We start from the raw sequence: 26,798 nt of genomic DNA, 5'->3' as shown, positions 1-26,798 counted from the left end.
TATGACAGGACTAATTTCTGCTCGTGATTTGGACTGGCACCCCCCACCACTAGCACCCGACTATCGTAGCTCAATCTTGCGTTCGCCAGCCCATGCGCGTCTCCACTATCATCCGACTGAAACTGAGATGACTGGACCGACATTTGGCCATAACATGCTGGGAGCGTTGGATGACAATTTGATCCTGAACTACGCAAATCCTGGCGAAGCTGCCATCGGCCCGCGCATCATCGTGCATGGCAAGCTGATAGACGAAGATCGCCGCCCGTTACCTGGAAAATTGATCGAAGTCTGGCAAGCTAACGCAGGCGGTCGCTATCGGCACAAAAAAGATGGCTACACTGCGCCGCTTGATCCAAACTTTGGGGGCTGTGGGCGTTGCATCTCTGGGGAGGATGGGAGCTATAGCTTCCAAACCATTCAGCCAGGACCCTACCCCTGGCCCAATGGTGGCAATGACTGGCGTCCGGCGCACATCCATTTTTCGGTTTTCGGCGATGGATTTGCACAGCGCTTGATCACCCAAATGTATTTCGAAGGCGACCCTCACATTGCGCTCTGTCCAATTGTTCAGTCGATACCTTCAACCCAAGCCATCAACACACTGGTTGCACGATTGGATATGTCGAACACGATCCCGATGGACATTCGAGCTTACCGTTTTGACATAGTGCTTCGTGGCCGCAATCAGACACTCTTTGAAAACAAGATGGAGGGATCGTGATGGCAAACTTCAAAGAATCTCCGTCGCAGACCGCTGGACCTTACGTGCATATAGGCTGCGTGCCCACTTTTGCTGGACTTGAAGGCATGTATGGCGGCAAAGACCTCGGCAACACGATGATTACCGGCAACCCCGCCGGCGAGCGGATCACCCTATGTCTGCGTGTCATTGACGCTGCTGGAGAACCAATGACTGATGCGATGATCGAAGCCTGGCAGCCCGGTCCAGAAGGCTCATTCGGCCCGACCGAAGGCTTTAACCATTGGGGGCGCCAGCCGACCCATGCCGAAACCGGTGAGGCAATCTTCAAAACGCTTATGCCAGGCGCACCTACCGGCCAAACACCACATATTCTTCTCTGGATTGCTGCTCGCGGAATAAATATGGCGCTGATTACGCGAGTTTACTTTCCCGAAAACGACAACGCGGCTGATCCAGTCTTTGCTATTGCCGGGGAGCGTGCTGCAACACTTGTAGCCGAAAAAACCGACAACGTTTATGTTCATTCAATCCACCTACAGGGTGATCATGAAACGGTGTTTTTCGATGTCTAAACCTTGCATTATCTGTGTCGCAATCACCGGGTCTCTACCGACTAAAGCAAACAACCCCGCTGTGCCGATTACAGTGGCAGAGCAAATTGAAAGTACGCATGAAGCCTTCGAGGCAGGTGCAGCGATTATGCATGCCCATGTACGTAATGATGACCAAACCCCTTCTTCAGACCCCGAGAAATTTGCGGCTCTACAAGAAGGGGTTGAGAAACACTGCCCCGGTATGATCATCCAGCTGTCTACTGGTGGAAGATCTGGCGCCGGCAAAACACGCGGTGGAATGCTCCCACTGTCACCTGACATGGCCTCACTGTCGGTAGGATCAAACAACTTTCCCACTCGAGTGTACGAGAACCCTCCCGATCTAGTCGATTGGCTGGCGTCGGAAATGCGAACTTACGGCATCAAGCCTGAGGTTGAAGCCTTTGACCTTAGCCACATCCATCAAGCGGCTAAGATGCACGCTGAGGGCCAGATCATAGACACACCCTATGTGCAATTCGTAATGGGCGTTAAGAATGCTATGCCGGTGGACCGCGATGTCTTTGATTACTACGTGAAGACAGTAAAGCGGTTGTTTGGTGACGACGCTCCATGGTGTGCTGCGGGAATTGGTGCACATCAGCTTACCCTGAACGAATGGGCCGTCTCATCAGGTGGTCATGCGCGAACAGGCTTGGAGGACAACGTCCGCCTCGATCGCGAAAAGCTTGCCCCGTCAAATGCAGCATTGGTGAAACGCGTTGTTGATCTTTGCCAGACCTACGAACGTCCAGTCGCCACTTGGCAGCAAGCTCGGGCAATTCTTGGGCTAAAAAAGGAGGTCGCGCAAGCCGATGGCTAAGTTCACTAACGTAAACGGACGCGTGTTACACTTTCGTTTTAGATACGGCAATGGCGGCATACCCGTCGTTTTCGCAAATTCACTTGGGACCGACTTCCGCATTTGGGATGATGTTATTGCGCGCCTTCCGGAAGGCACATCAACCTTGCAATATGACAAATCCGGCCACGGCCTGAGTGAAAAGGGTGCAGTCACAATTTTTGACCATGCTGCGGACCTTTCCACTTTGATGGATTCCTTGAGTCTGACACGAGCATTGGTCTGTGGTGTGTCAGTGGGTGGAATGATTGCGATGGCACTGTCCGCCGCCCGCCCTGACTTGACTGCAGGGCTCCTGCTTAGCAACACAGGATACAAAATTGGTACATCAGAAATGTGGGCCGACAGGATCAGTGCGGTTAACGAACTAGGACTTGATGCAATGGCTGATGGTGTGCTTGAGCGGTGGTTCTCCAGTAACTTCCGGCAAAAGGAAACGGTTCAGATTGCTGGTTATAGGATGATGCTGTCGCGCACGCCTGTGCAGGGCTATGCATCTGTCTGCGCAGCAATTCGGGATGCCGATCTAGCGTCCGAAGCTGCGTCTATCAGTTGTAGGACGGTTTGCCTTGCAGGATCCGAAGATAAGGCAACAACGCCAGAGGTTGTCGCAGCCTTAGCCGACAAGATTACAGGAGCAATTTACCATGTAATCGATGGTGTTGGGCACATACCGGCGATCGAAGCACCTGACACCGTCGCGCGGCTTATAAGTGAGCAGATGGCTCTCTTGGCATGACATCAATCTTTGACCATCCCTGGCTTGGCGGCCTCTTTTCTGACCCAGATCTTCAAGCGCTCTGGTCGGCCGAAGTTCAGATCATGCATTACCGTAAGTTCGAAATAGCTTTGGCGCATGCGCTCGAAGCACATGGGTTGGTAGCAGCCGGTTTAGGCCAAAAAGCCGCCATTCGCATCGAGCAAGCACCGCTCGATATCCCACAATTGGCCCGAGCGACCGCTATTGACGGGCTACCAATCCCCAACTTCGTAAAACAAATGCGTGCGGCTGCCCCAGACTGTGCAGAGGCGATCCACGCAGGAGCCACATCGCAGGATGTGCTGGACACAGCCCTATCTATTACGCTTGCTGCGACGACTAACCTTTTGACGGACCGCATCAGCAAGTTGCTTAAACATCTCGACGGACTTACGGAAGATTATGGCTGCAATCGTTTGGTAGCTCGGACGCGAATGCAGGCGGCATTGCCCGTAACAGCAGCTGAGCGAATTGCTACTTGGCGTTCTCCCCTTCAGTCGGCACTAGCCAATCTCACTGAGACAAGTTCGCAGATTGCCCGACTGCAACTTGGTGGCGCAGTGGGCACTCGCGATGCCTTTGAGTGCAAAGGGGACGCCATTGCTGAAGAAGTGGCCAAGGCGCTCAAGCTCACTGAAAATGGAGTTTGGCACAGTGACCGGAGCCAAATTGCCGGTTTTGCGTCTCTTCTCTCGCAGATCACTGGTGCACTGGGCAAGATGGGACAGGACATCGCGCTGATGGCGCAGCAAGGCGTGGACGCGATCGCATTGTCTGGCGGCGGCGGGTCATCTGCAATGCCACACAAATCAAATCCAGTGCTCGCCGAATTGCTTATCACCCTTGCACGGTTCAACGCCACACAGCTTTCCGCTATGCATCAAAGCCTTGTCCATGAACAAGAACGATCCGGCGCCGCATGGATGCTAGAATGGATGGTGCTACCGCAGATGGCGATGGCTACTGGAAGCGCGACTTTGGCAGCAAAAGACTTATGTCAAAAGATCAGACAAATAGGCGACGACGGTTAGATCCCGTATTTCAGCAGCCTAAGACTGAATTCAGACAGGTTAGGAATACCTACGGCTGCAAATCGAGCTCTGTCTTGTTGATCTTTCGACACGTCTCAGAACTAAACATGCGCTAAACCTACATAAAAACACTGATTTTATTGAAATATTTTTTGAAGTGGTGCCCGGGGGCGGAATCGAACCACCGACACGAGGATTTTCAATCCACTGCTCTACCCCTGAGCTACCCGGGCACGGGTGATGGCGGAACACCATCAAGGTGGGGGCGTTCTAGGGCCTTCGTGGGAGGCTGTCCATAGGGTTTGCGTAAAATTATCGCGTTTTTTCTATTGCAGCGGCCCTGCGTCATCCTCGCCATCGCCGTTGCGACCAAATGCTTTGGCGCGGGCTGCTTGATCAAGGGCTTCTTCGATATCTTCGGGGTCATTGGACGGCACGGCATATGATCCGTTCAACCATCGCGCCAGATCCACATCCGCGCAGCGGCGCGAGCAAAAAGGGCGATAGGTCGCGACTGTTTCTTTTTGACAAATCGGGCAACTCATGACGGCCATACCTCGTGCAAAGGCGCACGGTCGCGCTTGCGCTGTAGTTCAAAATGGCCAAGCGGTGTCCATCCCGCAAGCACTGTGTCAGTCGCATCAGAGCGCAAGGCACTGCGCAATTTATCCTCGAACAGGCGGCGGTCTTTTTTTGGCATCGGGGCCAAATCCATTGTAATCTGCCCCGACAACCCGCGCAGACGCAATTGACGCGGCAAATCACGCACCAAAGCCAAATTGGCCTTAAGCCCTGCTGCAAGGGATAAATCCCCGCCCGTGTTCACATCAATTGCCACGAGCGCAGAGGTGGGTTCAAACATGGCCCACGCCCCACCACCCAACTCCACCCGCGGGGAGAGGAGGGCATCAACCGCCTCCTCCACGCCGAGATCGGCGAAGGCGGTGGGGCTTTCCACCACTTCATCAGGCATCGGGCTTGTCCAATCGCGCCACGCCACCTCATGAGATGTGGGGGCTGCAACCAGCAATTCGGGGGCACCAGTCACATCGGCCACCACGGCCTCGGCCAAGACGCGCATGGCGCTGACATCCTCAACTATATCTTCATCCGCCGCCTCAGCGCTTGCTGAGCGAATGATCACGCCAAAATCCTCAGGCGCGCCCTCCATCGCCTCATGGGCCAGTTCCAACAGGTGATCGCGGTCTTCTTCGCCACGGATCGAGCGGGCGATGTTAAATCCTGCCGCCGCGGGCGTGACAATGGCGTAGCGGCTTTTGAACAACAGCCTTGTCGTCACAGGCGCGGCCTTATTGCCTTCGGCATAGCCCATGACCTGAACAATCACGCTTGTCCCTTGCTCAAGGCCTTTGACCCCGCGCAAAAATCCCGATTGCCCATCGGGAAGGGCAACCATAACGCCGCCCTGCCCGCCCATGGCACGGGCCACCTTGGCGCGGTAAATCTCGCCAATCTCGGGGCTTGGGTCATTTTCAGGGGGATCAATACGGATATCCTGCAGGCGGCCATCAACGAGCAATGCTGCCGCCTTGCGCCCCGCAACCTTATCCAATGCAATGACGCAGCCCTTCATTCTTGTCTCCAAACGGGATAGCCCAAGGCCGCCAAGGCACTGGCTGCTTCGGCCAAAGGAAGGCCCATAATGGCAGGATAGCTGCCTGAAATCCACGGAATAAACGCGCCAGCAGGGCCTTGGATGGCATAGCCGCCTGCCTTACCTCTCCAATCGTCTGTCGCCAGATAAGCCGCGATTTCCGCATCGCTGAGGGATTTCATCTTCACACGGCTTTCAACTGCGCGCTCGATCACGCGCGCGCCTTTACGGGCAGCCAAGGCCGTGATGACGCGATGACGGCGGCCCGACAAAAGGCGCAAAAACGCCTCTGCCTCCACCGCATCCGCAGGCTTGCCCAAGATCCGCCGCCCCATAAAGACGGTCGTATCCGCGCATAGAACGACATCCTCGGGCGCAGATGACACTGCGGCAACCTTTTCGCGCGCGATACGGGTGACATAGGCGAGCGGATGTTCCCCCTTTTGCGGGGTTTCATCAATTTCAGGCGGGGCGATGTCGTCAGGTGTTATCCCCAACACCGCCAGTAATTCCCGCCTGCGCGGGCTTGCTGATCCCAAAATCAGGCGCAAAACAAATCACTTAAAGCGGTAATTGATACGGCCCTTGGTCAGGTCATAGGGGGTCATCTCAACCTGCACCTTGTCGCCTGCCAGAACGCGAATGCGGTTTTTGCGCATCTTGCCTGCCGTATGTGCGATGATCTCATGGCCGTTTTCGAGCTCGACCCTGAATGTCGCATTTGGCAGGAGTTCCTTCACGACACCGGGGAATTCGAGCATCTCTTCCTTGGCCATGGTCTCTCCTTAGCTTTCTCACTGCCCCAAATGGCAGCTTCGCCGCGGTAAATGCGCCCAAAGGAGCGGATTTTCAAGGTAAATCTTTCACCTGCGGCACAAGCGCTGTGCGCGCGGCGCTCTCGGGCCAATCGCGGCGGGTTAAAACAGTGCCGTTTTGGCGCAGATCTCGCAGCCGACCAAGGTCAATATCGGCCATCACCCATCCTGGCTTGTTCATTGCGCCTTCAGCAAACACGCCATTGTCACAAAAGCCCGCTTCAGCCGGACCGTAGATCGCCGCTGCGCCATGGTTTTCATCCACTGCGGGCGACCATGCCGCTTGTCCGACTGTGGGCGATTGTAAAACTGCGCATTGCCCCTCTAGCGCGCGGGCCATTGCCCCCACTCGAACCCGCCAATAGCCTGCGCCGCTATCCGTGCAGGATGGCACCAGAAGCAAATCAACCCCCGCCTCAACCAAGGCGCGCGCCAAAAGCGGAAACTCCGCATCATAGCAGATCAACACACCCACCCGCAGATCGCCAAGGTCAAAGACCTGCAAAGGCCCGCCCGATTGCACATGCCAAATCTCGCGTTCAAAGCGGGTCATAATCTGCTTGTCTTGATGCCCAATCCGCCCCTGCACCCCATAGATGCAGGCGCGATTGACGGGCCGCAGCCCATAATCTTGGTCAAAAATAGGCGCAGATGGTGCCAATAGGGCAAGGCTATGCTGCACCGCAAGCCGCGAAAAAAGGGCATCCGCCTCAGGCCAAATATCACTGACTGCGCGCAGGCTGCCTTCAAGATCGGCCGCAACGGATGGCCCTGCAAGATGGGCCAATTCCATCGCGCCGTATTCAGGAAAAATCGCAATCTCTGCGCCGCCATCCGCGGCCTCAGCGACCCATGCGGTGATCTTCGCGTCAAAATCAGCGAAACGCGTCAGCGGGTCAAGCGGATAGGCAGCGGCGGCACATTTCATAGCTGTTTGATCCAAAATTGCAGGCGCTTTTGGGTTTTTTCAGAATCTCCGATATCGAGCCATGAAAATTCTGCAAAGACGCCATCCAATTTCTGATAGCCCCGCTTTTTCCAGAATTCATTAAGCGGGCGATAGTCTTTTGGGGCCATCGGATGATCCGCAGGGCGCACCACTGCGCAAAAGGCGCTGTATGTTTTTCGCTGTGCGCGGGCCTCTGCCTCGCGTGCATCGAAAAACATATGCCCTGCCCCCTGCCCGCGATGGTCTTGCATCAGAACAGACTCTGCGCAGTAGAACACATCTTCGGCGGCGATATCGCAGGCCGCCAAAGCACCGGAGAAATCATCATCATGCTGAAGCAAGGGCATCCCCGTGGCCGCGCCAACCATCTGCGCGCCATCGTAGGCGGCAACCACTATGGCCCCGCCTTGCGCATAGCGAGCGAGGTAACCCGTCTCATAGGCCAAATCCCCCTTATAGAGATAGGGCCAATCACGAAAGACCGTGATGCGCAGCCGTGCCAGATCGGGAACAATTGCCGAGATCTCAGCCCCGCGATAGATGCGATAGTCAAGGCTCATGCCGAAACCTGAGCGATCCAATCAGCAAGGTTGTAATAGGTCACAACACGGGTGATCTTACCGTCCTCAACGGAAAAGAAACTGCCAGCGGGCAGGACATATGTCTGTCCGCGCGCCTCGGGCAATCCTGCATCCGTGGCCAGGTAGGTGCCATTCACGATAAATTCGGCGGCAACGCGACTGCCTGCCTCATTCTGCATCACCACGATATCGGTGAGATGTTCCTTATAGCAGCGGTTCATATGGGCGCAAAATTCGGCAAAGGCCGCTTTGCCCATGCGCACCTGCCCCTCATTGACATGATGCGCCACATCTTCGCTGAGGCAATCAAGCATGGCCTCCAGATCGCCCGCATTAAACGCGGCGTAATACCGATTGATCAGATCCATTAGTCCCCCTCTTGTTCTAGCCCCGCATCTGGGGGGCCAAAACGATCTAGAATGCGTTTTTTGATTTGATCACGGGCTTGGCGATAGGCATCCAATTTCGCCTCGCGCGTTTCACCCAACCCTGTTGGGTCAATGATGGGCCAATATTCAATATCGAGATGCGCATGACGCGTCAGATCCAGCGCGCGGCGTTGACTGGCGGGCGAAAGCGCCACGATCAGATCAAACCCCGAGAGATCATCCCCCCATTCCGCCATTTCATCGAAAGAGCGCACGCGATGGCGTTCAAGGGCGACACCGATCTCGGCGGAAACAGAAACGGCAAAGCCATCTATCTCCAATTCATGATGCACACCCGCAGATTGAACATAGGCGCGGTGGCCGTAATATTTCTTCATCAGCCCTTCCGCCATGGGTGAGCGGGTTGCGTTATGATCGCAACAAAACAGAACCGAGGATGGAAATTCTTTGCCCACCACATCAATTCCCGAAATGCAGCACGCAGATCAGGGTAAAGAGGCGGCGCGCGGTATCGGTATCAATCTCAGCTTTGCCTTCAAGCCGTTCTTGCAAAACGCGCGCACCCTCATTGTGAATGCCACGCCGCGCCATATCAATCGCCTCGATTTGGGCCGCAGGTAGCTTTTTCACGGCAGAATAATAGCTCTCACAAATCTGCCAGTAATCTTTGACCACCTGACGAAATGGCGACAGTGAAAGGTGGAATTCGGCGGCCAGTTCCGTCTCTTGGGTAGCAACAGAAAAGACCAGACGTTTGTCACGAATGGCCAAGGCCAAATGATAGGGCCCATCGGGCGGTGTGCGCCCATACCGCGAAGGCAAAACAAAACTGTTTTCTTCGAGCAGATCAAAAATCGCTACGCGCCGTTCCTGCTCAATCTCAGGGGTTGGTGCAGGCATATTCGAGGTGTCAATCTGAATATCGGTAATGTGCATCGTCATTCACCATCCCCCTGATTGATCCGCGCAAGCCGTGCCAAAACGGATAAGCCATGTGCCTCAAGGCTTTCTGATTTCGCCAATGTTGCCGCCGCAGGGCCAATGGCCTGCAAGGCTGCGGGTGTCATTTGCGCCATGGTGGAGCGTTTCATGAAATCAAGCACCGATAGCCCGCTAGAGAACCGCGCAGAGCGCGCGGTCGGCAGCACATGGTTTGGCCCCCCGATGTAATCGCCAATCGCTTCGGGCGTCCACGCCCCCACGAAAATAGCGCCGGCATGGCTGATCTTATCGGCATAGGTTTCAGCCTCAGCCACGCAAAGCTCGAGATGTTCAGGCGCGATGCGGTTGGAGAGCGCGGCCGCTTCATCCAAATCACGCGCAACAATGATAGCGCCGAAATCACGCCAACTGGCCCCTGCGATGGCCCGCCGCTCTAGGGTTTCGAGGCGTTTATCTACAGCCTCCGCAACAGCGCGGCCAAATTCTGCATCATCCGTGATCAGAATGGATTGCGCGCTTTCGTCATGTTCCGCTTGCGACAGAAGATCCAGTGCGATCCAATCGGGGTCATTGTGACGATCTGCGATCACCAAAATCTCAGACGGGCCTGCGATCATGTCAATTCCGACCTTACCAAAGACCCGCCGTTTTGCGGCGGCGACATAGGCATTGCCAGGCCCTGTGATCTTATCCACGGGCAGCACGGTTTCAGTGCCATAAGCCAAGGCTGCAATCGCCTGCGCACCACCCATGCGGTAAATGCGATGCACCCCCGCAAGACGCGCCGCCAATAGAACAAGGGGGTTTACCTTGCCATCGGGCGTGGGCACCACCATCGACAAATGGCCAACCCCTGCCACGGCAGCGGGGATTGCATTCATCAAAACGGATGAGGGATAACTGGCCAGCCCGCCCGGCACATAAAGACCCGCGCGTGAGACAGGGCTCCATCGCCACCCAAGTTTGGCACCAAGTTCGTCCTGCCACGCAGCATCTTCGGGCAATTGGCGGGCATGATAGGCGCGTATGCGCGTGGCGGCCAATTCAAGTGCTGCGCGCTCGGCGGCGGGCACAGTGGCAATCGCCGCATCAATCTCGGCCTCGGAAAAGATCAACTGCTCGGGCGTCAGACGGACACGATCAAATTTCTCGCCAAAGGCAATCAAGGCTGCGTCGCCATCACTGCGCACCTGCGCAATGATATCGGCAACCACCGCGTCTACATCAGGGCTATCCTCGCGCTTCATCCCGAGAAGCGCTTCAAACGCCGCCTCAAAATCCGCCATATCCGTGTTCAGAAAAATAGGCATACCCGTCTCCGTCAGAATAGGAGGGGCTTACCTTGTGTTGGCCGCGCGCTCAAGACGCGAAAGCGTCACGGGTGCGCGGGGGTTTTTCCTGAAGGGGCCTGATAGGGCCTAGTCACATCGCGCAGAGCAAGATTGATTGCCTCGACCTCAAGCGCCAAGGCCCCATCGCCTGCAAAGGTCAGGGTGAGGCGCCCCATACCATCTTCGCCCGCCTGCCACTCGACCGAAAGCAATGATAAAACCACATCACGCGCCTGCGGGCTGATGCCTTGCGCAGCCACGCTCTGCACGTCATCCACGATCAGCAAACTGCGCACCCGCTCGGGCGGGCTGACGCGCGCCCCATTTTCCCAACGAAAGCGATTGAGCAGCAAAACCAATTGACGTTTGGCGCGGGTGTATTTGATATCAGCCACAGTAAGAACGGCATCTTGCGCAAGCGCAGACAGGATTTTCACATCCTCCGCATCTGCGGCGGCAAGCGCCAAAGGCGCTTCGAAACCATCCTCAAATCGGGCATCAACCATGGTCTGCCACCCGTTCAATATGTGCGCCAAGGCCGCTGAGTTTTTCTTCAACCCGCTCATACCCGCGATCAAGGTGATAGACGCGGTTCACACGGGTTTCCCCTTCGGCCGCAAGCCCCGCGAGGATCAAACTGACCGAGGCGCGCAAATCCGTGGCCATCACAGGCGCGCCACGCAATTGTGCAACGCCGGCCACCTTGGCCGTTCCGCCATGCAAATCAATTTTGGCCCCCATGCGGATCAATTCGGGCGCATGCATAAAGCGGTTCTCAAAGATGGTCTCTTCCAATGTGGCAACCCCGTCAGCGGTGCACATCAGCGCCATCATCTGTGCCTGCAAATCGGTTGGAAACCCTGGGAATGGGGCGGTGGTCACATCCACGGCCCGCACGCGGCCCGTTTTGTGGCTGACGCGCAAGCCGCGATCGGTTTCAACAATCTCGACCCCCGCCTCTTCCAACTTATCGGCCAAGGCCGCCACAATAGCACGGCTGCCGCCGATCAATTCCACGCTGCCGCCTGCAATCGCGGGGGCAATCATATAGGTGCCCAACTCAATACGATCTGCGATGACACGATGCGTTGTTGCATGCAAACGATCCACGCCACGAATAACGATGGTGTCTGTGCCTGCGCCTTCGATATCTGCGCCCATGCCTTGCAAACAATGCGCCAGCGCCACGGTATCGGGCTCGCGCGCGGCATTGCGCAGAACGGTGGTGCCTTTGGCCAAAACCGCCGCGCAAAGCGCATTTTCCGTGGCACCCACGGAAACAAAGGGAAAGCTGATCTCAGCCCCTTTGAGGCCATTTTTTGCCGTTGCGTGAACATAGCCTTCACGCAGATCAATTGTGGCCCCCAAAGCCTCAAGCGCGGTCAAATGCAAATCCACTTTGCGCGCACCAATTGCACAACCGCCCGGAAGCGAGACAACCGCCTCACCAAATCGGCCCACTAAGGGCCCAAGCACGTTGAAAGAAGCGCGCAGCTTGCGCACAATGTCGTAATGCGCGGTTAGGTTGGTCACATCGGCAGACGAGATCATCATCGCGCGGCCATCTGCCAAACGGGCCACTTCGCAGCCCAAGCTTTCCAACAAGCTGCCCAGTGTCGCCACATCAGACAGGCGCGGCACATTGGTCAGCGTCAAAGGTTCATCCGATAAGAGGGCCGCACACATCAGCTTTAGGCAGGTGTTCTTCGCGCCCGCGATGGGAACCTCGCCCGAAAGCGGGCCATTTCCTTTAACAATGATACTGTCCACGGGTGCTGCCTCTTTTGCTTTGCTCAGGCCGCGTCAAGATGACGGGCCCGCGCCATTTTCGCCATCTTCCGCACGTCTTTTGCGGGCCTGCGCCTTGCGGCGGGCCAAATTGGCCTTAAGCGCTGCTTTCAACCGCTCCGTGCGAATGTCTTGCGCGCTTCTTTGACCAGAATTTGATCTTTTCTGCGGGTTTGATGGTTGCTTCATGCCGCCTCTCTTAGCGAAGCGGACAATTCGCGTCTAGCGCGATGCAAATCGAAATTGGCAAAAATTGCCCATGTGCATCCGCACCCACCAAAAGGAATTAGGCCTTGGTGCAAATTTTCGCCTGCTTTGGTCTTGCATGGGTCTGCGATTGCGTCTAATCCACGCGCCACACGTGCGCTGCAGTAGCTCAGTGGTAGAGCACTCCCTTGGTAAGGGAGAGGTCGGGAGTTCAATCCTCCCCTGCAGCACCATCAAAATCATATGATCACTAATACGACAAACGCTCTAGTTAGTGTGTGTAATTCAATTAGCTCTGAGCCTGCAAAAGTGCAGACTTTGAACACGATCAACAGAATGACTAGCTGATCAAAGTGATCCACAAACTTATAATTAATTTATATTATGTATATTTTTTTAAATAGTACTCGCTGATAGCAGCAGAGTCGGAAAAGTCGTTCCCGTCATTCGCGTAGGATGTGTATATTTCTATAGATCTATCAATAAGCGGTAGCCCGCCATTAATAGCCTGCATAAAGGCGGCAAGAGCGGTCATGTCTTTAGCTAACTGCCTTGCGTAAGCTTTAGGGGGATCAAAATCTTCAGAAACCATCTGCTTGTAGATCCGTTGCAAAATTTGAGAATCCGCCATTCCACCCGCTAATGCTTCTGGCAAAAGCTTGGGATCAATCTGCGCTGATCGCGCCAATGTCAAAACCTCTGCCATCAGTACATAATTCGTTCCGACAATCGCCTGATTTAAGGTTTTAGCAATTTGACCAGCACCCAATGGACCCAATAAAGTTGAGGTCTTTGTTAGAGCATCAAGTATCGGAATTACTCTTTCAAAATCGGCCTGCACACCGCCTAGCATCGCCGTTAAAGTTCCTGTCTCTGCTGGATCAGGACCTCCTGATACGGGCGCGTCAATCCAAGCAACTCCGTGTTCAGCCATTCTACCAGCAATTCTCACAGTGTCTTCGCGTGGCACAGTTGAGAAATCTATAATCAGGTCGGCGCCACCATCTGAGTTGGCAAAGCCGGTGGGACCAAAGCAACAGTTTTCAACTGCTTCAGTGTTAAGAACACACATTGCAACGATATCACTGCACTCGCGCACTTCTGCTGGAGTGTCTGCCCAAATTGCTCCATGCGGCAATACCTCTAAAGCCCGTTCCGGCTCTAAGTTCCATACAGTTACTTTAAAGCCACGCGACAGAAGGCGCCGCACCATCGGGGCGCCCATAATCCCAAGCCCGACAAATCCAATTTGAGGTAATTTCGAATGGTCTTTCATAATAGCTCCAGTTTTATTGAAAATGACACTTTACGGACATTCGAAAAGCGAACACGAGCTCGATAAATCATAGCTTAATCTAACCAAATTTGCTTAGCTTTCAGGATAAGAATCTTGGACTCAGCCAATTTATAGTCTCTCATATTGCAAACAAATTGCGACCTCAAAGAACTGATAGAGACATGCCCAGCCAAATAAGCACTTCAAACTTACCACTAACAGGATTGAGAATAATTGACCTGACACAGGTGATGGCTGGGCCATTCTGTTGCATGATGCTTGGAGATATGGGGGCAGATGTCATAAAAGTTGAGCCGCCAAAAGGTGATCAAACCCGAGCGGCAATGGGCTTTCGGATGAAAGGAAATGACAGTCCCGGTTTTTTTGCGTTGAACCGGAATAAAAAATCAGTTGTCTTAAATCTAAAGAGCTCTGGAGGCATGACCATGTTCATAGAGCTCGTTAAAACAGCCGACGTGCTGGTTGAAAACTATCGACCAGGTGTCACAAAGAGGCTGGGCATAGACTATGAAACTCTCAAACAAATTAACCCTAAACTGATTTATGCAAGCATATCTGGTTTTGGACAGACTGGGCCTTGGTCTCAGCGTCCAGGTTTCGACCTTATGGCACAAGCTATGTCTGGCGTTATGAGCGCCATGGGGCACCCCGATATGGGGCCAGTAAAGTCTGGCGTTTCTGTTGGCGATTTGGGAGCAGGCTTATTCTGCGTTTATGGCATTCTAAGCGCAGTAATTGGCCGCACAAAATCTGGTACGGGTCAATATATTGACGCTTCTCTTTTTGAGGCAGCGCTATCTCTATCGATCTGGGAAACCACCGAATTTTGGGCCACAGGCAAATCGCCCCAGCCACTCGGTACAGCAAATCGTATGAGCGCGCCCTACCAAGCATTCATGGCAAGCGATGGTATGTTTGTTGTAGGCGCTGCAAACCAAAAATTATGGGAGTTATTTTGTGATGTGATTAAACGCCCGGAAATAAAAGAAGACCCACGGTTTATGACTAACATGGATCGCGTCGCTAACCGCAGCCAACTGGAAGCCGAACTCAAGCCTATTTTCATCGAACAAAACGTGGGGTTTTGGGTCGCAAAGTTTTTAAACTACGGTGTTCCAGCAGGCCCAATTAACGACTTTGAGCAAGTTTTAAGTGCTGATCATACTTTGGAACGCAACATGGTTCTGGAAATCAATCACCCCGTTGAAGGGCCAATAAAATCTTTGGGCTTCCCAGTAAAGTTGCAAGACACCCCACAACAAGTACGTTTACCTCCGCCTCTACTGGGGGAGCATACTCATGAACTAGCAATTGAACTAGGATTAGATACTAACAAATTACGCGCAGAAGGAGCTTTTGAGTGAGTAGCGGTGAGGTACATATGCAAGTCGAGGGATCTGTTGCTAGAATTTGGTTTGATCGACCGGAAGCAATGAATTCGATGACTTGGAAGATGTACAATGACTTTGAAAAAATAAGTCTTCGTCTACAAACAATGTCAAAGCTAAGAGCGATAGTTTTACGTGGTGTGGGTGGTAAAGCCTTCGTCGCAGGTACGGACATACATCAATTTTCCGATTTTGATCGCAGTGAGCATGGCGTTGAGTATGAAAAAAAAATGGACCGAATACTCAATGAATTCGTGTCGATTCCGGCGCCTACTCTGGCAGTGATTGACGACCTGGCGATTGGTGGTGGCCTAAATATTGCAGCATCATGCGACTTGAGACTAGCTGCTACAGGCGCTCGGTTTGGTGTTCCGATATCTAGAACACTGGGAAACTGCCTCTCTATGCGCAACTATGCCAATATGATCAGTCTTATTGGCGAACCCGCTTCAAAACGAATGTTGTTTTTAGCAGAACTAATGACCGCCGAAGAGCTTGCCGGAACTGGGTTTCTAGCTCGCGTAGTCCCCCCCCAGGAGGTGGACACTGCGAGCGATGAATTGATTGAAAAGCTATGCTCCATGGCGCCCCTCACCATCACGGCAAGTAAAAAAGCACTTCAACGTTTAAGGACTGCAAATTTACCTAGCGGCGAGGACTTGATCGAGCTTTGTTATGGGAGTTCAGATTTTCAAGAAGGCGTTCAAGCTTTTATGGCGAAAAGACGCCCTAATTGGACTGGGGAATGAGCTAATGCAGGTGATATCTGTCGTCTATTTCGAGCCCCAAATGTCCATGATCAGTGATTTCTCCAACACGATTTTAAACTCTACGGATATGATAGAGGACTTTTGAAAGTGAAGCATCCAATGAAACCAAGAATTGCTATTATTCCAGGAGATCCATCCGGTATTGGGCCTGAGCTTATCGCGAAATTATTACAAGAAACAGATGTAAAAGAAGCGGCGAATATCCTTCTTGTAGGTGATGCTCATATTTGGAAACAAGGCGCGAAGCAGGCCAGAAAAGATGTAGATCTAAATACAATACCCCGTTCAGAAATTTCCAGTTTTGAAGGAGTTGCACACCTCAATTTACAGACCTGTGAACCTGAAGAAATTGAAGTGGCCAATATTTGTTTGGCAAGCGGAAGATCTTCATTACGCAACCTGGAAAGCGCCCTAGATCTTGCTAAACGTGGTCTTATCGATGGTATTTTATTCTCACCGTTTAATAAGGCAGCGTTGACACTTGCAGGCATGGAAGAACAGGACGAGCATCAATTTATTGCCAAGTATATAGGGTTTTCTGGCCATCACTCTGAAATAAATGTCTTGGACGACATCATGACCACCAGGGTCACAAGCCACATAAGCTTGGGCGAAGTGGCCCGCAATATAAATGAGTTATCAATCAGCCGAGCCATTGATTTAGCCGCTGTAACTCTCAAACGCTTCGGAATTGAATACCCTCACATAGCGGTTGCAGCACTCAATCCCCATGCTGGAGACAACGGAAAATTTGGGCGCGAAGAGATTGATGTAATTGGGCCAGTAATTCAGAATTACCAACAAAGTCAGATGAAAGTCACTGGGCCTTGGCCCTCTGACACTGTGTTTTTAAAAGCGCAGAACCGCGAAGTGGATGCTGTGGTTACAATGTATCACGACCAAGGGCAAATCGCGATGAAATTGATGGGGTTTGAGCGTGGAGTAACCGTTGCAGGCGGTTTACCAATACCAATCGTCACCCCTGCGCACGGCACTGCTTTTGATATTGCGGGTCAAGGCGTCGCCTCTGTCAGCGCGACGCTTCAAGCTTTTCGTTTATTACTGCGCACAAGACACGTTAATGCAGTAATTTAATTATCTACAATAACCCAACTTTCTGCTGATTTATCTTTATCGGGAGCGAAATATGAAAATCATCGACGCTCATCATCACTTTTGGGATCCAGACTTAAATTACCATCCTTGGCTCCGCGACGAGCCCCAAATCCCATTTAGATATGGTGATTACTCCAGTATCCGCACAAGGTTTATGCATGAAGAATACGATTTAGTATCAGCAGATTGGGAGATTGTTGCAAATGTAACAATGGAGGGAGAATGGGATCCCGCGGACCCAACTGGTGAAGCAATTTGGATGCAAAAAGTTGCAGATAGTACAGGAAAACCAGCCGCGCATGTCGCTCAAGCATGGTTGGACAAAAACGATTTAGATGAGGTTCTCTCTACTTTAGCCAATCTACCAATTGTCAAATCCGTACGCCATAAACCACGGTTCAATGCATCTCCAGGAGGACCGCCGGGCGGTATGACAGACCCATATTTCAAAGCCGGTTACAAAGCCTTAGCAAAATCAAACCTGATGTTCGATTTACAGACCCCGTGGTGGCACTTGTATGAAGTAAAATCGATGGCAGATATGGCTCCAGAAGTGCCAATTATACTCAATCACACTGGACTTCCTTCTGATAGATCCGCCGAGGGTTTGGCTGGGTGGTACGAAGCGCTAAAAGATTTTGCGCAAATTCCCCAAACATTTATCAAAATTTCAGGATTAGGTGTTCCAGGAAAGCCTTGGTCCCTAGCTGACAATCGCGACATCATCAGAAGGGCAATTGATATTTTCTCGCCTGACAGATCTATGTTTGCGTCAAACTTCCCGGTGGACGGCTTGTGCGGAGATTTCAATACTATTTTTTCAGGGTTCGACACCTCTACCAATGACTATTCAAACGAGGAGAGACAGTCATTGTTTAGCGGCACTGCATCGGAAGTATACGGGATCAAGATTTTATAATTTTTAAGATACAGAATTTATAATCATTTGGTCAATAATTCTGAGATCAGTTGAGGCTCAGCTCGATACTCCCACTTCAATGAAAACCTATCCATAACCTGCGATATCTTTGCTTCCTCCTCATCAATATTACTATTCAAACAAACAATTAGACCAAATTTTATATCATCGCGCACTGATACAACACGGGCCGCAAAACCCGCCTCAGCAAGGCTTGCGTCTAATACGCGAGCAATCGCAAGTTTGCGTAAAGCAGGTTTAAAGGTTTTACCTACGGCAGTTTTCGGTAATTCAGGTAAAATTTCGACATATTTGGGCGCTGCAGCACGTTCGGTAACATGGATGCGGGCATGTTTCATTAAGGCATCCACGGTCACATCTGCCCCTTCAACCAATTCCACATAGGCGCAGGGCAGTTCGCCAGCGATTGGATCAGGCTGGCCAATGGCCGCTACCATTGCCACTGACGGATGAGTGGCCAAAGCCTCCTCAATAATTGCAGGATCGATGTTGTGACCACCGCGATTAATCAAATCCTTCGCCCTGCCAGTGATCCAGAGATACCCGTCCGCATCAAACCGCCCCAAATCGCCCGTGCGCAAATATTGGCCCTCATACATTAGCGCCGCCGATTTTATAGCGTCTTTGTAAATACCCTGCTCTGTCACGCCGGGGCTTGCCACGCAAATCTCGCCTATCTCATCAATGGCACATTCTGTGAGGCCTTCGGGCGTATCTTTGAGGATGATCACATTACAATGCGGAAAGGGGATCCCAACAGATCCGACCTTTTTCTCACCTTCAACTGGGTTGCAGGAGACAAGACAAGTGGCCTCGGTCAGGCCATATCCCTCGACAAGGCTGACGCCCGTTGCCCCCTCAAATCTGCGGAACAATTCCAAAGGCAAGGGGGCTGACCCTGAAAAAGCGGTTTTCACCGATGAAATATCCGCATTCACAGGCCGTTGCATCAACACCGCAAGCGCAGTTGGCACCGTGATCAAGAAGGTGACCTGCCAGCGTTCGACCAATTTCCAGAAATTATCAAACACTCCTGCCCCGCGATAGCCTTGCGGGGTCGGAAAGACCGTATGGGCGCCTGAACACAATCCCCCCATCAGGATCACATGGCTTGCAAAAACATGAAACAGCGGCAGCGGGCAGAGCACGGTATCGGTTTCTGTAAACAACAGACTGTGACCCACCCAACCATTATAGATCATGCCCGAATAGCTGTGCTGCGCCACTTTGGGCATGCCTGTTGTGCCGCCTGTATGAAAACAGGCCGCGATACGATCTCGGCCCTGATCTGGATGGCGCAAGCAATCCGCCGCCTCGCCCGCCATTTCTGCGCGCAAGGACAACAGGCGGGCCTGATGCGTCACCTTTACCTTGGGCCGCAGCAAGGGCACTATCACCCGCTTGATCCCCGTCAGATAGCGCAGAAGATCAACCTCCACCACTGTTTCAACTTCGGGGGCCATGGCCACGGCTGCGGCGGTTTTTTGTGCAAGATCGGTTTTTGGAAATGGCGCCAAAGTCACCACAAGCCGCGCTTGCGTTTCACGCAAGATGCTTGCGATTTGATCAGGCTCAAGCAGGGGGTTTATGGGCACCACAACGCCCGCAACCATCCCCGCCAGAAGGGTCAAGACAGTTTCGGTGCTATTGGGCAACACAAAGGCCACCGCATCCTCTGGGCCAATGCCAAGCCTTGCAAACAGATTGGCCAGTTGGGTCACCTCCGCCCTGAGGCTTTGCCAATCCAATGTCTCTGCTTTTGCGTCAGGATCTGAAAACAATTGAAAGGTGACCGCGGGGCGCGCGGGATGGCGCGCTGCAATGTCAGTCAGCAATTCATAAATGCTTTGCGCAGGCGCGGCCGCAGGCCACGGGTGATCTGTCTCAATTTTGCGCACATCTCGATTATTCGCAAAAGGCAGCATGGCCTTGCCTCCCCCCATCATTCTCCCAAATGATCCTGCGGTCACGATGCACGCGGTCGCACGGCAGGCTTTGCGTGAGAATGAAGAGAAAAGCGCGTTTTCGCAAGCACGCAGTGCTTATTGTGCGGCGATTCCATCGGTGAATTGCAACCGCGCCAGACGTGCATAAAGTCCACCTTCCGCGACAAGCGCATCATGGCTGCCTTCGGCGACAATCTGCCCCGCATCAAAGACCAAAATGCGGTCGGCCTTTTTCACCGTTGCCAGACGATGCGCAACAATCAAGGTCGTGCGCTCGGCACTGAGATCTGCGACCGCGCGCTGCACCAACCGCTCGCTTTCAGCGTCAAGCGCACTGGTCGCTTCGTCTAGCAGCAGGATCGGCGCATCGCGCAAAATGGCGCGGGCGATGGCAATACGCTGTTTCTGTCCCCCAGACAGCATAATCCCCCGCTCGCCCACATAGCTGTCATAGCCTTCGGGCATAGCCGCAAGGAACTCATGCGCGGCGGCGGCGCGGGCGGCGGCCTCGACCTCAGCATAGGTGGCGTCAGGACGGCCAAAGCGAATATTGTCACGCGCAGAGGCCGCGAAAATCACAGGGTCTTGCGGCACCAGCGCCATAGCCGCGCGGAACCCCTCGCGGCGCATATCGCGCAGATCAACCCCATCAAGGGTGATCTTGCCTATTTGCGGATCATAGAAACGTTGCAGCAATTGGAAGATTGTGGATTTACCCGCGCCTGATGGCCCGACAAGTGCCACAGTCTCGCCTGCTTTAATGGTGAAGCTCACATCCTTGAGGGCCGCCGTTTCCGCACGGGTTGGATAGGCAAAACCCACGCCATCAAACACGATATCCCCCTTGCCCCCATGGGTCAGGGGCACAGGGCGAGCGGGATCGGTGACTGTATCTTCTGCGTAGACAAGTTCGACCAACCGCTCGGTCGCACCCGCGGCCCTCTGCAATTCGCCCCAAATCTCGGACAGCGCGCCTACCGCACCCGCAACCATAATTGCATAGATCAAAAATTGGATCAGGGCGCCGATGCTCATCGCGTCTGCACGCACATCCCGGGCGCCCACCCAAAGCACACCCACAATCCCCGCAAAAACGAGGAAGATCACAATGACAGTCATGAAGGCGCGGGTTGAAATGCGGCGTTTAGCGCTTGTGAAACTGGCCTCGGTCACATTGGAAAACTCGTTGGACGAGGCGCGCTCATGGGTAAAGGCCTGCACCGTTTGAGCCGCCAAAAGCGCCTCGGAGGCCGCGCCAGAACTTTGTGCAATCCAATCTTGGTTTTCACGCGACAACGCACGCAGTTTGCGTCCCAAAACCACAATCGGAACGATAATCGCAGGCACAAGCAGCAGAACCATCCCCGTCAGCTTGGGCGATGTGACAACCATCATCACCAAGCCGCCCATCAAAATCAGCGCATTGCGCAAGGCAACCGACACCGAGGAGGAGATCACGCTGAGCAAAAGAGTGGTGTCTGTGGTGATGCGGCTGAGCACCTCACCCGTCATGACCTTCTCATAAAAACTTGGGCTCATGGAGATCATGCGGAAAAACACAGCCTTGCGAATATCGGCAATCACGCGCTCGCCCAATCGTGTCACGAGGTAATAGCGCGCGCCCGTCCCCAACGCTAAAAGGCCCGCGATCCCCAAGGCAGCAAGAAAATAGCTGTCCAAGAGGGCGGCGGTGTTTGTCTCAAACCCATCTACGACACGGCGCACGGCCAAGGGCATAATCAGCGCCACAAGCGCCGTGGTCACAAGCGCCAAACCCGCCCCGATGATCCAGACACGATACGGCACGAGAAAGGGCACAAGCGCACGCAGCGATCCAATCTTTTTGGAGCGCGCACGCTCCTCCGCGGCATTGGCGGCCTTTGCAGGCGTTGCTGCCTTAGCGGCATCGGTTTGGGTGGTCATGGTCGCGTTTATCCTCAATCTGTGAAAGTGGGATAAAGCGGCACGGCTCATCAAACAAGCCCCGCGTGGCGCGACCTAATGTGCGCAGAAATTAAATCAGGGACGCGGCCCGCGATATTTGGCAACAAATTCCGCCGCAGGCATCGCGCGGAAATCAGGTAATGCGCGGCGCAGACGGGCATGATCCCAGTCCCACCACGCCAAATCCATGAGATCTTGCGCGACCTCATCGGCAAAGCGCATGCGCAAGGGCTTTGCGGGCGTGCCTGCCACAATCATAAAATCTGGCACATCCTTGGTCACCACAGCGCCTGCGGCAACAATCGCGCCGATGCCCACGCGGATTTCGGGTTTGATAATCGCACCATGACCGATCCAACAGTCGGCCCCAAGGCTAAGACGGCGCGCCACACGCGCGGCAAAAAATGCAGCATCGTCTGACGCGTCATCAAAATAGAGCTCAGAGCGATAGAGGAAATGATGTTGCGCCGCATTGCGCATCGGGTGATCGGTTGGCCCGATCCGTGTCATCGCGGCAATGTTCGAAAATTTGCTGATATCGGCATTGGCAATATCGGCCATACGGTCACAATAGGCGTAGTCCCCGAAAGCCGAGTTCAAAACGCGCGAGAACGCCCCCACCTCGCAATAAGCCCCGAAGGTAGAATTGGCGATTTCGCAGCCTTGATGGATCAGGGGCGTATCGGCTGTCAGTTTTTTTGCGTCACTCATGTTGGCCTATCACTTGCCTGAGCCATCGCCTTTGATCAGGCGCGCCCGTATACGACCAGAAACCGCATCCATTGCAACCACCATCAGCACGATCAAGGTTATATAATAAGTGACCTTTTCCCAATCTGCCGTGGTCTGGATGGCTTGGGTCAGCAATAGACCGATGCCCCCGCCCACAATCGCGCCCACAATCGTGGCCGAGCGCGTGTTCGATTCAAAGAAATACAACACCTGACTGAGCAAAATGGGCATGACCTGCGGCAAGACGCCGAAACGATTGCGCTGCACTGCATTCGCGCCTGTCGATGCCAGCCCCTCAATCTGCTTTTCATCTACATTTTCAAGGGCCTCGGAAAACAGTTTCCCAAGGCTGCCCGTATCTGTCAGCAAAATAGCCAAGGCCCCTGTCATCGGCCCTGGCCCAAAGGCCCGCGATAAGATGATGGTAAAGATCAGCGCATCCAAGCCACGCACAAAATCAAACAGGCGGCGGATGACAAACCGCACCGCTTTGGACGGAGCGAAATTTGTTGCCGCAAAAAACGCCAAAGGCAGCGCAATCATTGCCGCGCCAAATGTGCCCAGAAAGGCCATCAGGATCGTTTCCCCCAATGCCCAATAAACATCCCCATGCCGCCAGATTGAATTGTTCCAGACATTCGACAGCATCAGACCAAAATTGGAATGCGCGGGGTCAATTTGCGCGCCGCGGGTGATGGTTGCGAAAAGCTCGCCCGCGCTCATGCCTGAATAGGGGCTGGCCAGATCGAAAAAGAACATCTCCCATCCCGCGAAATAGCGCATGGTTTCTGTGCGGTTGCGGGTGACCGACAGCCGCCCACCTTCGGTCGCAATCGAGACGCGATTGCCCGAGGCATTGATGAAATCAGGGACCGCCTCGGCGGATAGGCGCAAATCAACCCCATTTGAGGTATCAATGACAATATCGCCAAATTCAGGATGGTGATAGGTGATCAGCGGCCCAGCATAGGTCACGCGATGCCCATGGCGCAGTTCGATTTCGGCTGTTTCACCTGCCACTTCGGCCCAAGCGGGGATTTGATCAGGCGCATAGGTGGCACGGCGTGAACCTTCAATGGCCACCGTGATCTCGCCTGAGCGATTATCGCGCGTGACATGGGTTTTATAGCTGACCGCATCCGACACCAACACCGCCGCGTTATCCATCCGCGCCCGTTCTGCCAGACTCAGAATGTCAAAGGCAAAAAAGACATAGACTGCATAGGCAAGGATCACCGCTGGGATCGCAAAACCAAACAGTTTCTTGCGCCCAATGCGGCGGATTTCGGAGGCACGCAAGGCCGCAACATCTTGGGTAGCCATGACCATATCAGAACGTCCCCTTCGTCAAATAATTGCGCAGGCTGCTTGAGAGTTGATCAACCGCGACAATCGTCAAAAACAGGATCACGAAAACGGCGGCGGCCTCATCAAACTTGCCCTGCCCAAAGGTCAGCGCGTTTTTCAGCTCGTAGCCAATGCCGCCCGCGCCCACAAAACCAAGAATGGCTGACGCGCGGATATTGATCTCAAAGCGCAGCAACCCATAGCTGAGGTAATTGGGCAAAACCTGTGGGATGACACCCAACCAAATCCGTTGACCCCAATTTGCACCGACAGACTGCAACCCTTCGACAGGTTTCATATCGGTGTTTTCATTCACCTCGGAAAACAATTTGCCCATGGCACCCATCGTATGCAGCGCAATTGCAATCATTGCAGGCACGGGGCCACCGCCCATGATAAAAATCAGCACCAATGCCACCACAACCTCAGGGATCGCGCGCAAGATATCGGTGATACGGCGAAAGAACGGGATCAGACGCGGCCAATAGGCCAGCCCGCGTGTGCCCAAGAGCGAGAACACCACCCCACCCGCGCAGCCAAGCAAAGTCGCGACCGCCGCAATATTAAGCGTCTCAATCAAAGCAGGCAGTGCATCCACCATATGGCCGGGCAGATTTGCTGCTTTTTCAATCGCCTCAGAAATTAGATCAGCAGGGAAATCAAAAAGGCGATGTAGGCCTTCCAAGAAACCACCTGCATTGCGATCTTCTGCAATAGAGAAGCCAGAAATCAACATCACCGCAAAGATCAAAATAAGCAGACCTGAATAGAGACGGCGGCGCTGCGTCATCTGCAGATAATCTTCGCGCACTGTTTCCAGTCTTTCTCGATCCATCTGGGATGAGGTGATATCGGTCATGGTTCACCTTTCGTAAAGGTGGGGGCGCGCAAATCTGCGCACCCCCCAATATCATGCACCAGTGTGCAACAAGGGCTTAGTTGCCTTGTGCCAAACGCACAGCGATGATGGTCTCATAGGCCTCGTGGCTGATGGGTGCGAAACCTGCGGTTTCACCTGCCGCCACGCCATAGGCGCAGGCCTCATCTGTTTCGTGCAGATTGGCCAAGAGTTCGGTTACAGTCGCCTTTACATCGTCAGGCAGCGATTGACGCAGAACGACAGGGCCTTCTGGGATTGGCTTAGAGCGCCAGATTTCAACTAAGTCGTTCATGTCAACCAGACCTGCATCAACCGCGCGGCGCAACGCGCCCGAGTTGTAGCCGTCTTCCCAGTTGCCCAAACCATCGGCCCAAGTCACGCCTGCATCAATGTCGCCATTGTTTACGGCGATGATTGTCTGCTCATGACCGCCTGTGAATACCACATCACCAAAGAAATCGCCTGGCTCCATCGAGTAACCCAACTGCGGAATTTCAACCGAAGGGATCAAGAAACCAGAGGTCGAGTTTGGATCACCAAAGCCGAAGGTTTTGCCGTCAAGATCGGCCAAATCGGTAATGCCGCTGTCAACGCGGGCAAAGCCAATGGAATGATACGAGAAAGAGCCATCCAAATTGGTCTTAACCAAGACAGGCTCAACCGCGTTTTCATCTGCGATATAGGTCGCGGCATAGGAAGACGCGCCCAACCATGCGAAATCCAGCGTGCCGCCAAGCAAGCCTTGGATCACGCCGTTGTAATCTGCAGGGGTGAACAAACGGGTTGGAACGCCGAGGGCCTCTTCAACATAGGCGCGGAAGCATTCGTTATTTGCCAAACGGTCTTGCGCGTTTTCGCCGCCCAAAAGGCCGATATTGAATTCGGTGATTTCCTGTGCCGCAGCAGGCCCAGCAAGGGCTGTTGTCACTGCGAGGAGGGTTGCCAGTTTCTTCATGAGAAGTCTCCGTGAGATGAGATGTCCGAACAGATGGACTGGGGTTTTGGTCTTAGATCAGACCTTACATCGCGGGGTTCATCGCCCGCTTTTCCGCCACCGCCTCAGCACCCGAAATCTTGGTAGAGGTAGCGAATTCGTTGAATGTTTCATCCGCGCCATAGATGTCGCGCGCGACACCCGTGGTCAGTTGTGCAGGGGTGCCATCAAACACGATGCGCCCGTCCCGCATTCCGATCACGCGGTCGCAGTATTGGCGCGCCGTATCCAATGTGTGCAGGTTCGCAATCACCATGCGCCCGTCTTCTGTGTTGATCCGCTTGAGCGTATCCATCACGATTTGGGCGTTCATGGGATCCAAGCTGGCGATAGGTTCATCGGCCAGAATGATCTGGGGATCTTGCATCAAGGCGCGGGCAATGGCGACACGCTGCTGCTGCCCACCTGACAACGCCTCGGCCCGTTTGGGCGCTTGTTCGGCAATGCCCAGACGATCGAGAATATCAATCGCGCGGGAAATATCGGACTTTGACCAAAGATTAAACATCGTGGCCAAGGTCGAGGCTTGGTTCAATTGCCCATGCAACACATTCGAGACAACATCGAGACGTGGCACAAGATTAAACTGCTGAAAGATCATGGCGCAGCGGCTTTGCCATGCGCGCGCATCCGCGCCGCGATAGGCAAGCACATTGGTGCCATCAACCAAAATTTCGCCATCCGTGGCATCGGTCAGGCGGTTCATCATCCGAAGAAAGGTGGACTTGCCCGCCCCAGAGCGGCCAATGATCCCGACAAAGGCAGGTCGGTCGATAGAAAAGCTAACGCGGTCAACGGCAATCTTACTGCCAAAAACCCGGGTTACGTTGCGCACTTCGAGCATAAGGCCCCCTTCCAAAATCTAGAGGACCGTA

Annotated in this window: 30 protein-coding genes and 2 tRNA genes; 10 read left to right on the top strand and 22 right to left on the bottom strand. The window is 53.7% G+C overall.

The window, feature by feature from the left end; all coding sequences use genetic code 11:
• The first annotated feature begins 1 nt into the window (after position 1).
• The 5 genes from pcaH to AAC637_RS10450 are packed head-to-tail and all read left to right on the top strand — an operon-like array spanning position 2 to position 3,952.
• Positions 2–724 (top strand): protocatechuate 3,4-dioxygenase subunit beta, encoded by a 723-nt coding sequence (gene pcaH, locus AAC637_RS10470; protein WP_340260081.1) that lies wholly within the window; start codon positions 2–4, stop codon positions 722–724.
• Positions 724–1,278 carry a protocatechuate 3,4-dioxygenase subunit alpha gene (gene pcaG / locus AAC637_RS10465; RefSeq protein WP_340303513.1) on the top strand — a complete coding sequence of 185 codons (555 nt, stop codon included), beginning with the start codon at positions 724–726 and terminating at the stop codon, positions 1,276–1,278. Before pcaH ends, pcaG begins: the two co-directional genes overlap by 1 nt.
• Positions 1,271–2,122 (top strand): BKACE family enzyme, encoded by an 852-nt coding sequence (locus tag AAC637_RS10460; RefSeq protein ID WP_340303512.1) that lies wholly within the window; start codon positions 1,271–1,273, stop codon positions 2,120–2,122. Before pcaG ends, AAC637_RS10460 begins: the two co-directional genes overlap by 8 nt.
• Positions 2,115–2,900, top strand: a complete 786-nt coding sequence (gene pcaD, locus AAC637_RS10455) for a 3-oxoadipate enol-lactonase (protein ID WP_340303511.1) — start codon at positions 2,115–2,117, stop codon at positions 2,898–2,900. The genes AAC637_RS10460 and pcaD overlap by 8 nt, the downstream gene beginning before the upstream one ends.
• Positions 2,897–3,952 carry a 3-carboxy-cis,cis-muconate cycloisomerase gene (locus AAC637_RS10450; protein ID WP_340303510.1) on the top strand — a complete coding sequence of 352 codons (1,056 nt, stop codon included), beginning with the start codon at positions 2,897–2,899 and terminating at the stop codon, positions 3,950–3,952. The genes pcaD and AAC637_RS10450 overlap by 4 nt, the downstream gene beginning before the upstream one ends.
• Before the next feature lie 158 nt (positions 3,953–4,110).
• On the opposite strand, the gene AAC637_RS10445 is transcribed toward AAC637_RS10450, so the two are convergent.
• The 14 genes from AAC637_RS10445 to AAC637_RS10380 all read right to left on the bottom strand — a co-directional run bounded on the left by AAC637_RS10445 (position 4,111) and on the right by AAC637_RS10380 (position 12,551).
• Positions 4,111–4,185 (bottom strand) — tRNA-Phe (locus tag AAC637_RS10445).
• 93 nt (positions 4,186–4,278) lie between these two features.
• Positions 4,279–4,497: a DNA gyrase inhibitor YacG gene (locus tag AAC637_RS10440; RefSeq protein WP_340303509.1), complete on the bottom strand. Its 219-nt coding sequence runs from the start codon at positions 4,495–4,497 to the stop codon at positions 4,279–4,281.
• Entirely contained in the window at positions 4,494–5,546 is a 1,053-nt protein-coding gene (locus AAC637_RS10435) for a ribonuclease E/G (protein ID WP_340303508.1), read from the bottom strand. Before AAC637_RS10435 ends, AAC637_RS10440 begins: the two co-directional genes overlap by 4 nt.
• Positions 5,543–6,118 (bottom strand): Maf family protein, encoded by a 576-nt coding sequence (locus AAC637_RS10430; RefSeq protein WP_340303507.1) that lies wholly within the window; start codon positions 6,116–6,118, stop codon positions 5,543–5,545. Before AAC637_RS10430 ends, AAC637_RS10435 begins: the two co-directional genes overlap by 4 nt.
• A gap of 6 nt (positions 6,119–6,124) precedes the next feature.
• The gene (infA, locus tag AAC637_RS10425) at positions 6,125–6,343 is read right to left on the bottom strand and encodes a translation initiation factor IF-1 (protein ID WP_011455993.1); all 219 of its coding nucleotides are present in this window, start codon (positions 6,341–6,343) and stop codon (positions 6,125–6,127) included.
• A 73-nt stretch (positions 6,344–6,416) separates the two neighbouring features.
• Positions 6,417–7,310 carry a carbon-nitrogen hydrolase family protein gene (locus tag AAC637_RS10420; RefSeq protein ID WP_340303506.1) on the bottom strand — a complete coding sequence of 298 codons (894 nt, stop codon included), beginning with the start codon at positions 7,308–7,310 and terminating at the stop codon, positions 6,417–6,419.
• On the bottom strand, positions 7,307–7,891 hold the full coding sequence (locus tag AAC637_RS10415; RefSeq protein WP_340303505.1) for a GNAT family N-acetyltransferase: 585 nt from the start codon (positions 7,889–7,891) through the stop codon (positions 7,307–7,309). Before AAC637_RS10415 ends, AAC637_RS10420 begins: the two co-directional genes overlap by 4 nt.
• On the bottom strand, positions 7,888–8,280 hold the full coding sequence (locus AAC637_RS10410) for a ketosteroid isomerase-related protein (protein WP_340303504.1): 393 nt from the start codon (positions 8,278–8,280) through the stop codon (positions 7,888–7,890). The genes AAC637_RS10415 and AAC637_RS10410 overlap by 4 nt, the downstream gene beginning before the upstream one ends.
• The gene (locus AAC637_RS10405) at positions 8,280–8,756 is read right to left on the bottom strand and encodes an arsenate-mycothiol transferase ArsC (protein ID WP_317655414.1); all 477 of its coding nucleotides are present in this window, start codon (positions 8,754–8,756) and stop codon (positions 8,280–8,282) included. Before AAC637_RS10405 ends, AAC637_RS10410 begins: the two co-directional genes overlap by 1 nt.
• A gap of 4 nt (positions 8,757–8,760) precedes the next feature.
• Positions 8,761–9,243 carry a UPF0262 family protein gene (locus AAC637_RS10400; protein WP_340303503.1) on the bottom strand — a complete coding sequence of 161 codons (483 nt, stop codon included), beginning with the start codon at positions 9,241–9,243 and terminating at the stop codon, positions 8,761–8,763.
• On the bottom strand, positions 9,240–10,553 hold the full coding sequence (gene hisD / locus AAC637_RS10395) for a histidinol dehydrogenase (protein WP_340303502.1): 1,314 nt from the start codon (positions 10,551–10,553) through the stop codon (positions 9,240–9,242). Before hisD ends, AAC637_RS10400 begins: the two co-directional genes overlap by 4 nt.
• Positions 10,554–10,618: 65 nt before the next feature.
• Positions 10,619–11,080, bottom strand: a complete 462-nt coding sequence (locus AAC637_RS10390) for a DUF2948 family protein (RefSeq protein ID WP_340303501.1) — start codon at positions 11,078–11,080, stop codon at positions 10,619–10,621.
• Complete coding sequence (gene murA / locus AAC637_RS10385) at positions 11,073–12,344, bottom strand: UDP-N-acetylglucosamine 1-carboxyvinyltransferase (protein ID WP_340303500.1); 1,272 nt, start codon at positions 12,342–12,344, stop codon at positions 11,073–11,075. The genes AAC637_RS10390 and murA overlap by 8 nt, the downstream gene beginning before the upstream one ends.
• A 33-nt stretch (positions 12,345–12,377) precedes the next feature.
• The gene (locus AAC637_RS10380; RefSeq protein WP_317655419.1) at positions 12,378–12,551 is read right to left on the bottom strand and encodes a hypothetical protein; all 174 of its coding nucleotides are present in this window, start codon (positions 12,549–12,551) and stop codon (positions 12,378–12,380) included.
• 176 nt (positions 12,552–12,727) lie between these two features.
• Between AAC637_RS10380 and AAC637_RS10375 the strand changes: the two genes are divergently transcribed.
• A tRNA-Thr gene (locus AAC637_RS10375) sits at positions 12,728–12,802 on the top strand.
• Positions 12,803–12,951: 149 nt separating this feature from the next.
• Here AAC637_RS10375 and AAC637_RS10370 read toward each other — a convergent pair.
• Complete coding sequence (locus AAC637_RS10370) at positions 12,952–13,845, bottom strand: NAD(P)-dependent oxidoreductase (protein ID WP_340303499.1); 894 nt, start codon at positions 13,843–13,845, stop codon at positions 12,952–12,954.
• Between the two features lie 182 nt (positions 13,846–14,027).
• Between AAC637_RS10370 and AAC637_RS10365 the strand changes: the two genes are divergently transcribed.
• From AAC637_RS10365 to AAC637_RS10350, 4 genes are all read left to right on the top strand, one after another.
• Positions 14,028–15,230, top strand: coding sequence for a CaiB/BaiF CoA transferase family protein (locus AAC637_RS10365; RefSeq protein ID WP_340303498.1), 1,203 nt, complete (start codon positions 14,028–14,030; stop codon positions 15,228–15,230).
• Positions 15,227–16,003, top strand: a complete 777-nt coding sequence (locus tag AAC637_RS10360; RefSeq protein WP_340303497.1) for an enoyl-CoA hydratase — start codon at positions 15,227–15,229, stop codon at positions 16,001–16,003. The genes AAC637_RS10365 and AAC637_RS10360 overlap by 4 nt, the downstream gene beginning before the upstream one ends.
• 108 nt (positions 16,004–16,111) lie before the next feature.
• Positions 16,112–17,119: a 4-hydroxythreonine-4-phosphate dehydrogenase PdxA gene (locus tag AAC637_RS10355; protein WP_340303496.1), complete on the top strand. Its 1,008-nt coding sequence runs from the start codon at positions 16,112–16,114 to the stop codon at positions 17,117–17,119.
• Between the two features lie 52 nt (positions 17,120–17,171).
• Complete coding sequence (locus AAC637_RS10350) at positions 17,172–18,059, top strand: amidohydrolase family protein (RefSeq protein ID WP_340303495.1); 888 nt, start codon at positions 17,172–17,174, stop codon at positions 18,057–18,059.
• A 23-nt stretch (positions 18,060–18,082) separates the two neighbouring features.
• Here the strand turns inward: AAC637_RS10350 and AAC637_RS10345 are convergent, their stop codons facing one another.
• The 7 genes from AAC637_RS10345 to phnC all read right to left on the bottom strand — a co-directional run bounded on the left by AAC637_RS10345 (position 18,083) and on the right by phnC (position 26,767).
• A complete protein-coding gene (locus AAC637_RS10345; RefSeq protein ID WP_340303494.1) occupies positions 18,083–20,005 on the bottom strand; it encodes an acyl-CoA synthetase in 1,923 nt (640 codons plus the stop codon).
• 117 nt (positions 20,006–20,122) lie between these two features.
• Positions 20,123–21,949: an ABC transporter transmembrane domain-containing protein gene (locus AAC637_RS10340; protein WP_340303493.1), complete on the bottom strand. Its 1,827-nt coding sequence runs from the start codon at positions 21,947–21,949 to the stop codon at positions 20,123–20,125.
• Between the two features lie 96 nt (positions 21,950–22,045).
• A complete protein-coding gene (locus AAC637_RS10335; RefSeq protein WP_340303492.1) occupies positions 22,046–22,681 on the bottom strand; it encodes a chloramphenicol acetyltransferase in 636 nt (211 codons plus the stop codon).
• Positions 22,682–22,690: 9 nt separating this feature from the next.
• Complete coding sequence (phnE, locus tag AAC637_RS10330; RefSeq protein WP_445322738.1) at positions 22,691–24,025, bottom strand: phosphonate ABC transporter, permease protein PhnE; 1,335 nt, start codon at positions 24,023–24,025, stop codon at positions 22,691–22,693.
• Between the two features lie 7 nt (positions 24,026–24,032).
• Complete coding sequence (gene phnE / locus AAC637_RS10325) at positions 24,033–24,908, bottom strand: phosphonate ABC transporter, permease protein PhnE (RefSeq protein ID WP_340303490.1); 876 nt, start codon at positions 24,906–24,908, stop codon at positions 24,033–24,035.
• A gap of 76 nt (positions 24,909–24,984) precedes the next feature.
• Entirely contained in the window at positions 24,985–25,884 is a 900-nt protein-coding gene (gene phnD, locus AAC637_RS10320; protein WP_340303489.1) for a phosphonate ABC transporter substrate-binding protein, read from the bottom strand.
• A gap of 64 nt (positions 25,885–25,948) precedes the next feature.
• A complete protein-coding gene (gene phnC, locus AAC637_RS10315) occupies positions 25,949–26,767 on the bottom strand; it encodes a phosphonate ABC transporter ATP-binding protein (RefSeq protein WP_340303488.1) in 819 nt (272 codons plus the stop codon).
• Between the last annotated feature and the right edge of the window lie 31 nt (positions 26,768–26,798).

It is taken from the genome of Roseobacter sp. HKCCD7870 (genome assembly GCF_037830315.1).
In the GTDB taxonomy this organism is placed as follows: domain Bacteria; phylum Pseudomonadota; class Alphaproteobacteria; order Rhodobacterales; family Rhodobacteraceae; genus M30B80.
Note: the sequence above shows the minus strand (reverse complement) of the source record. Positions and strands in the feature narration are given on the sequence as shown.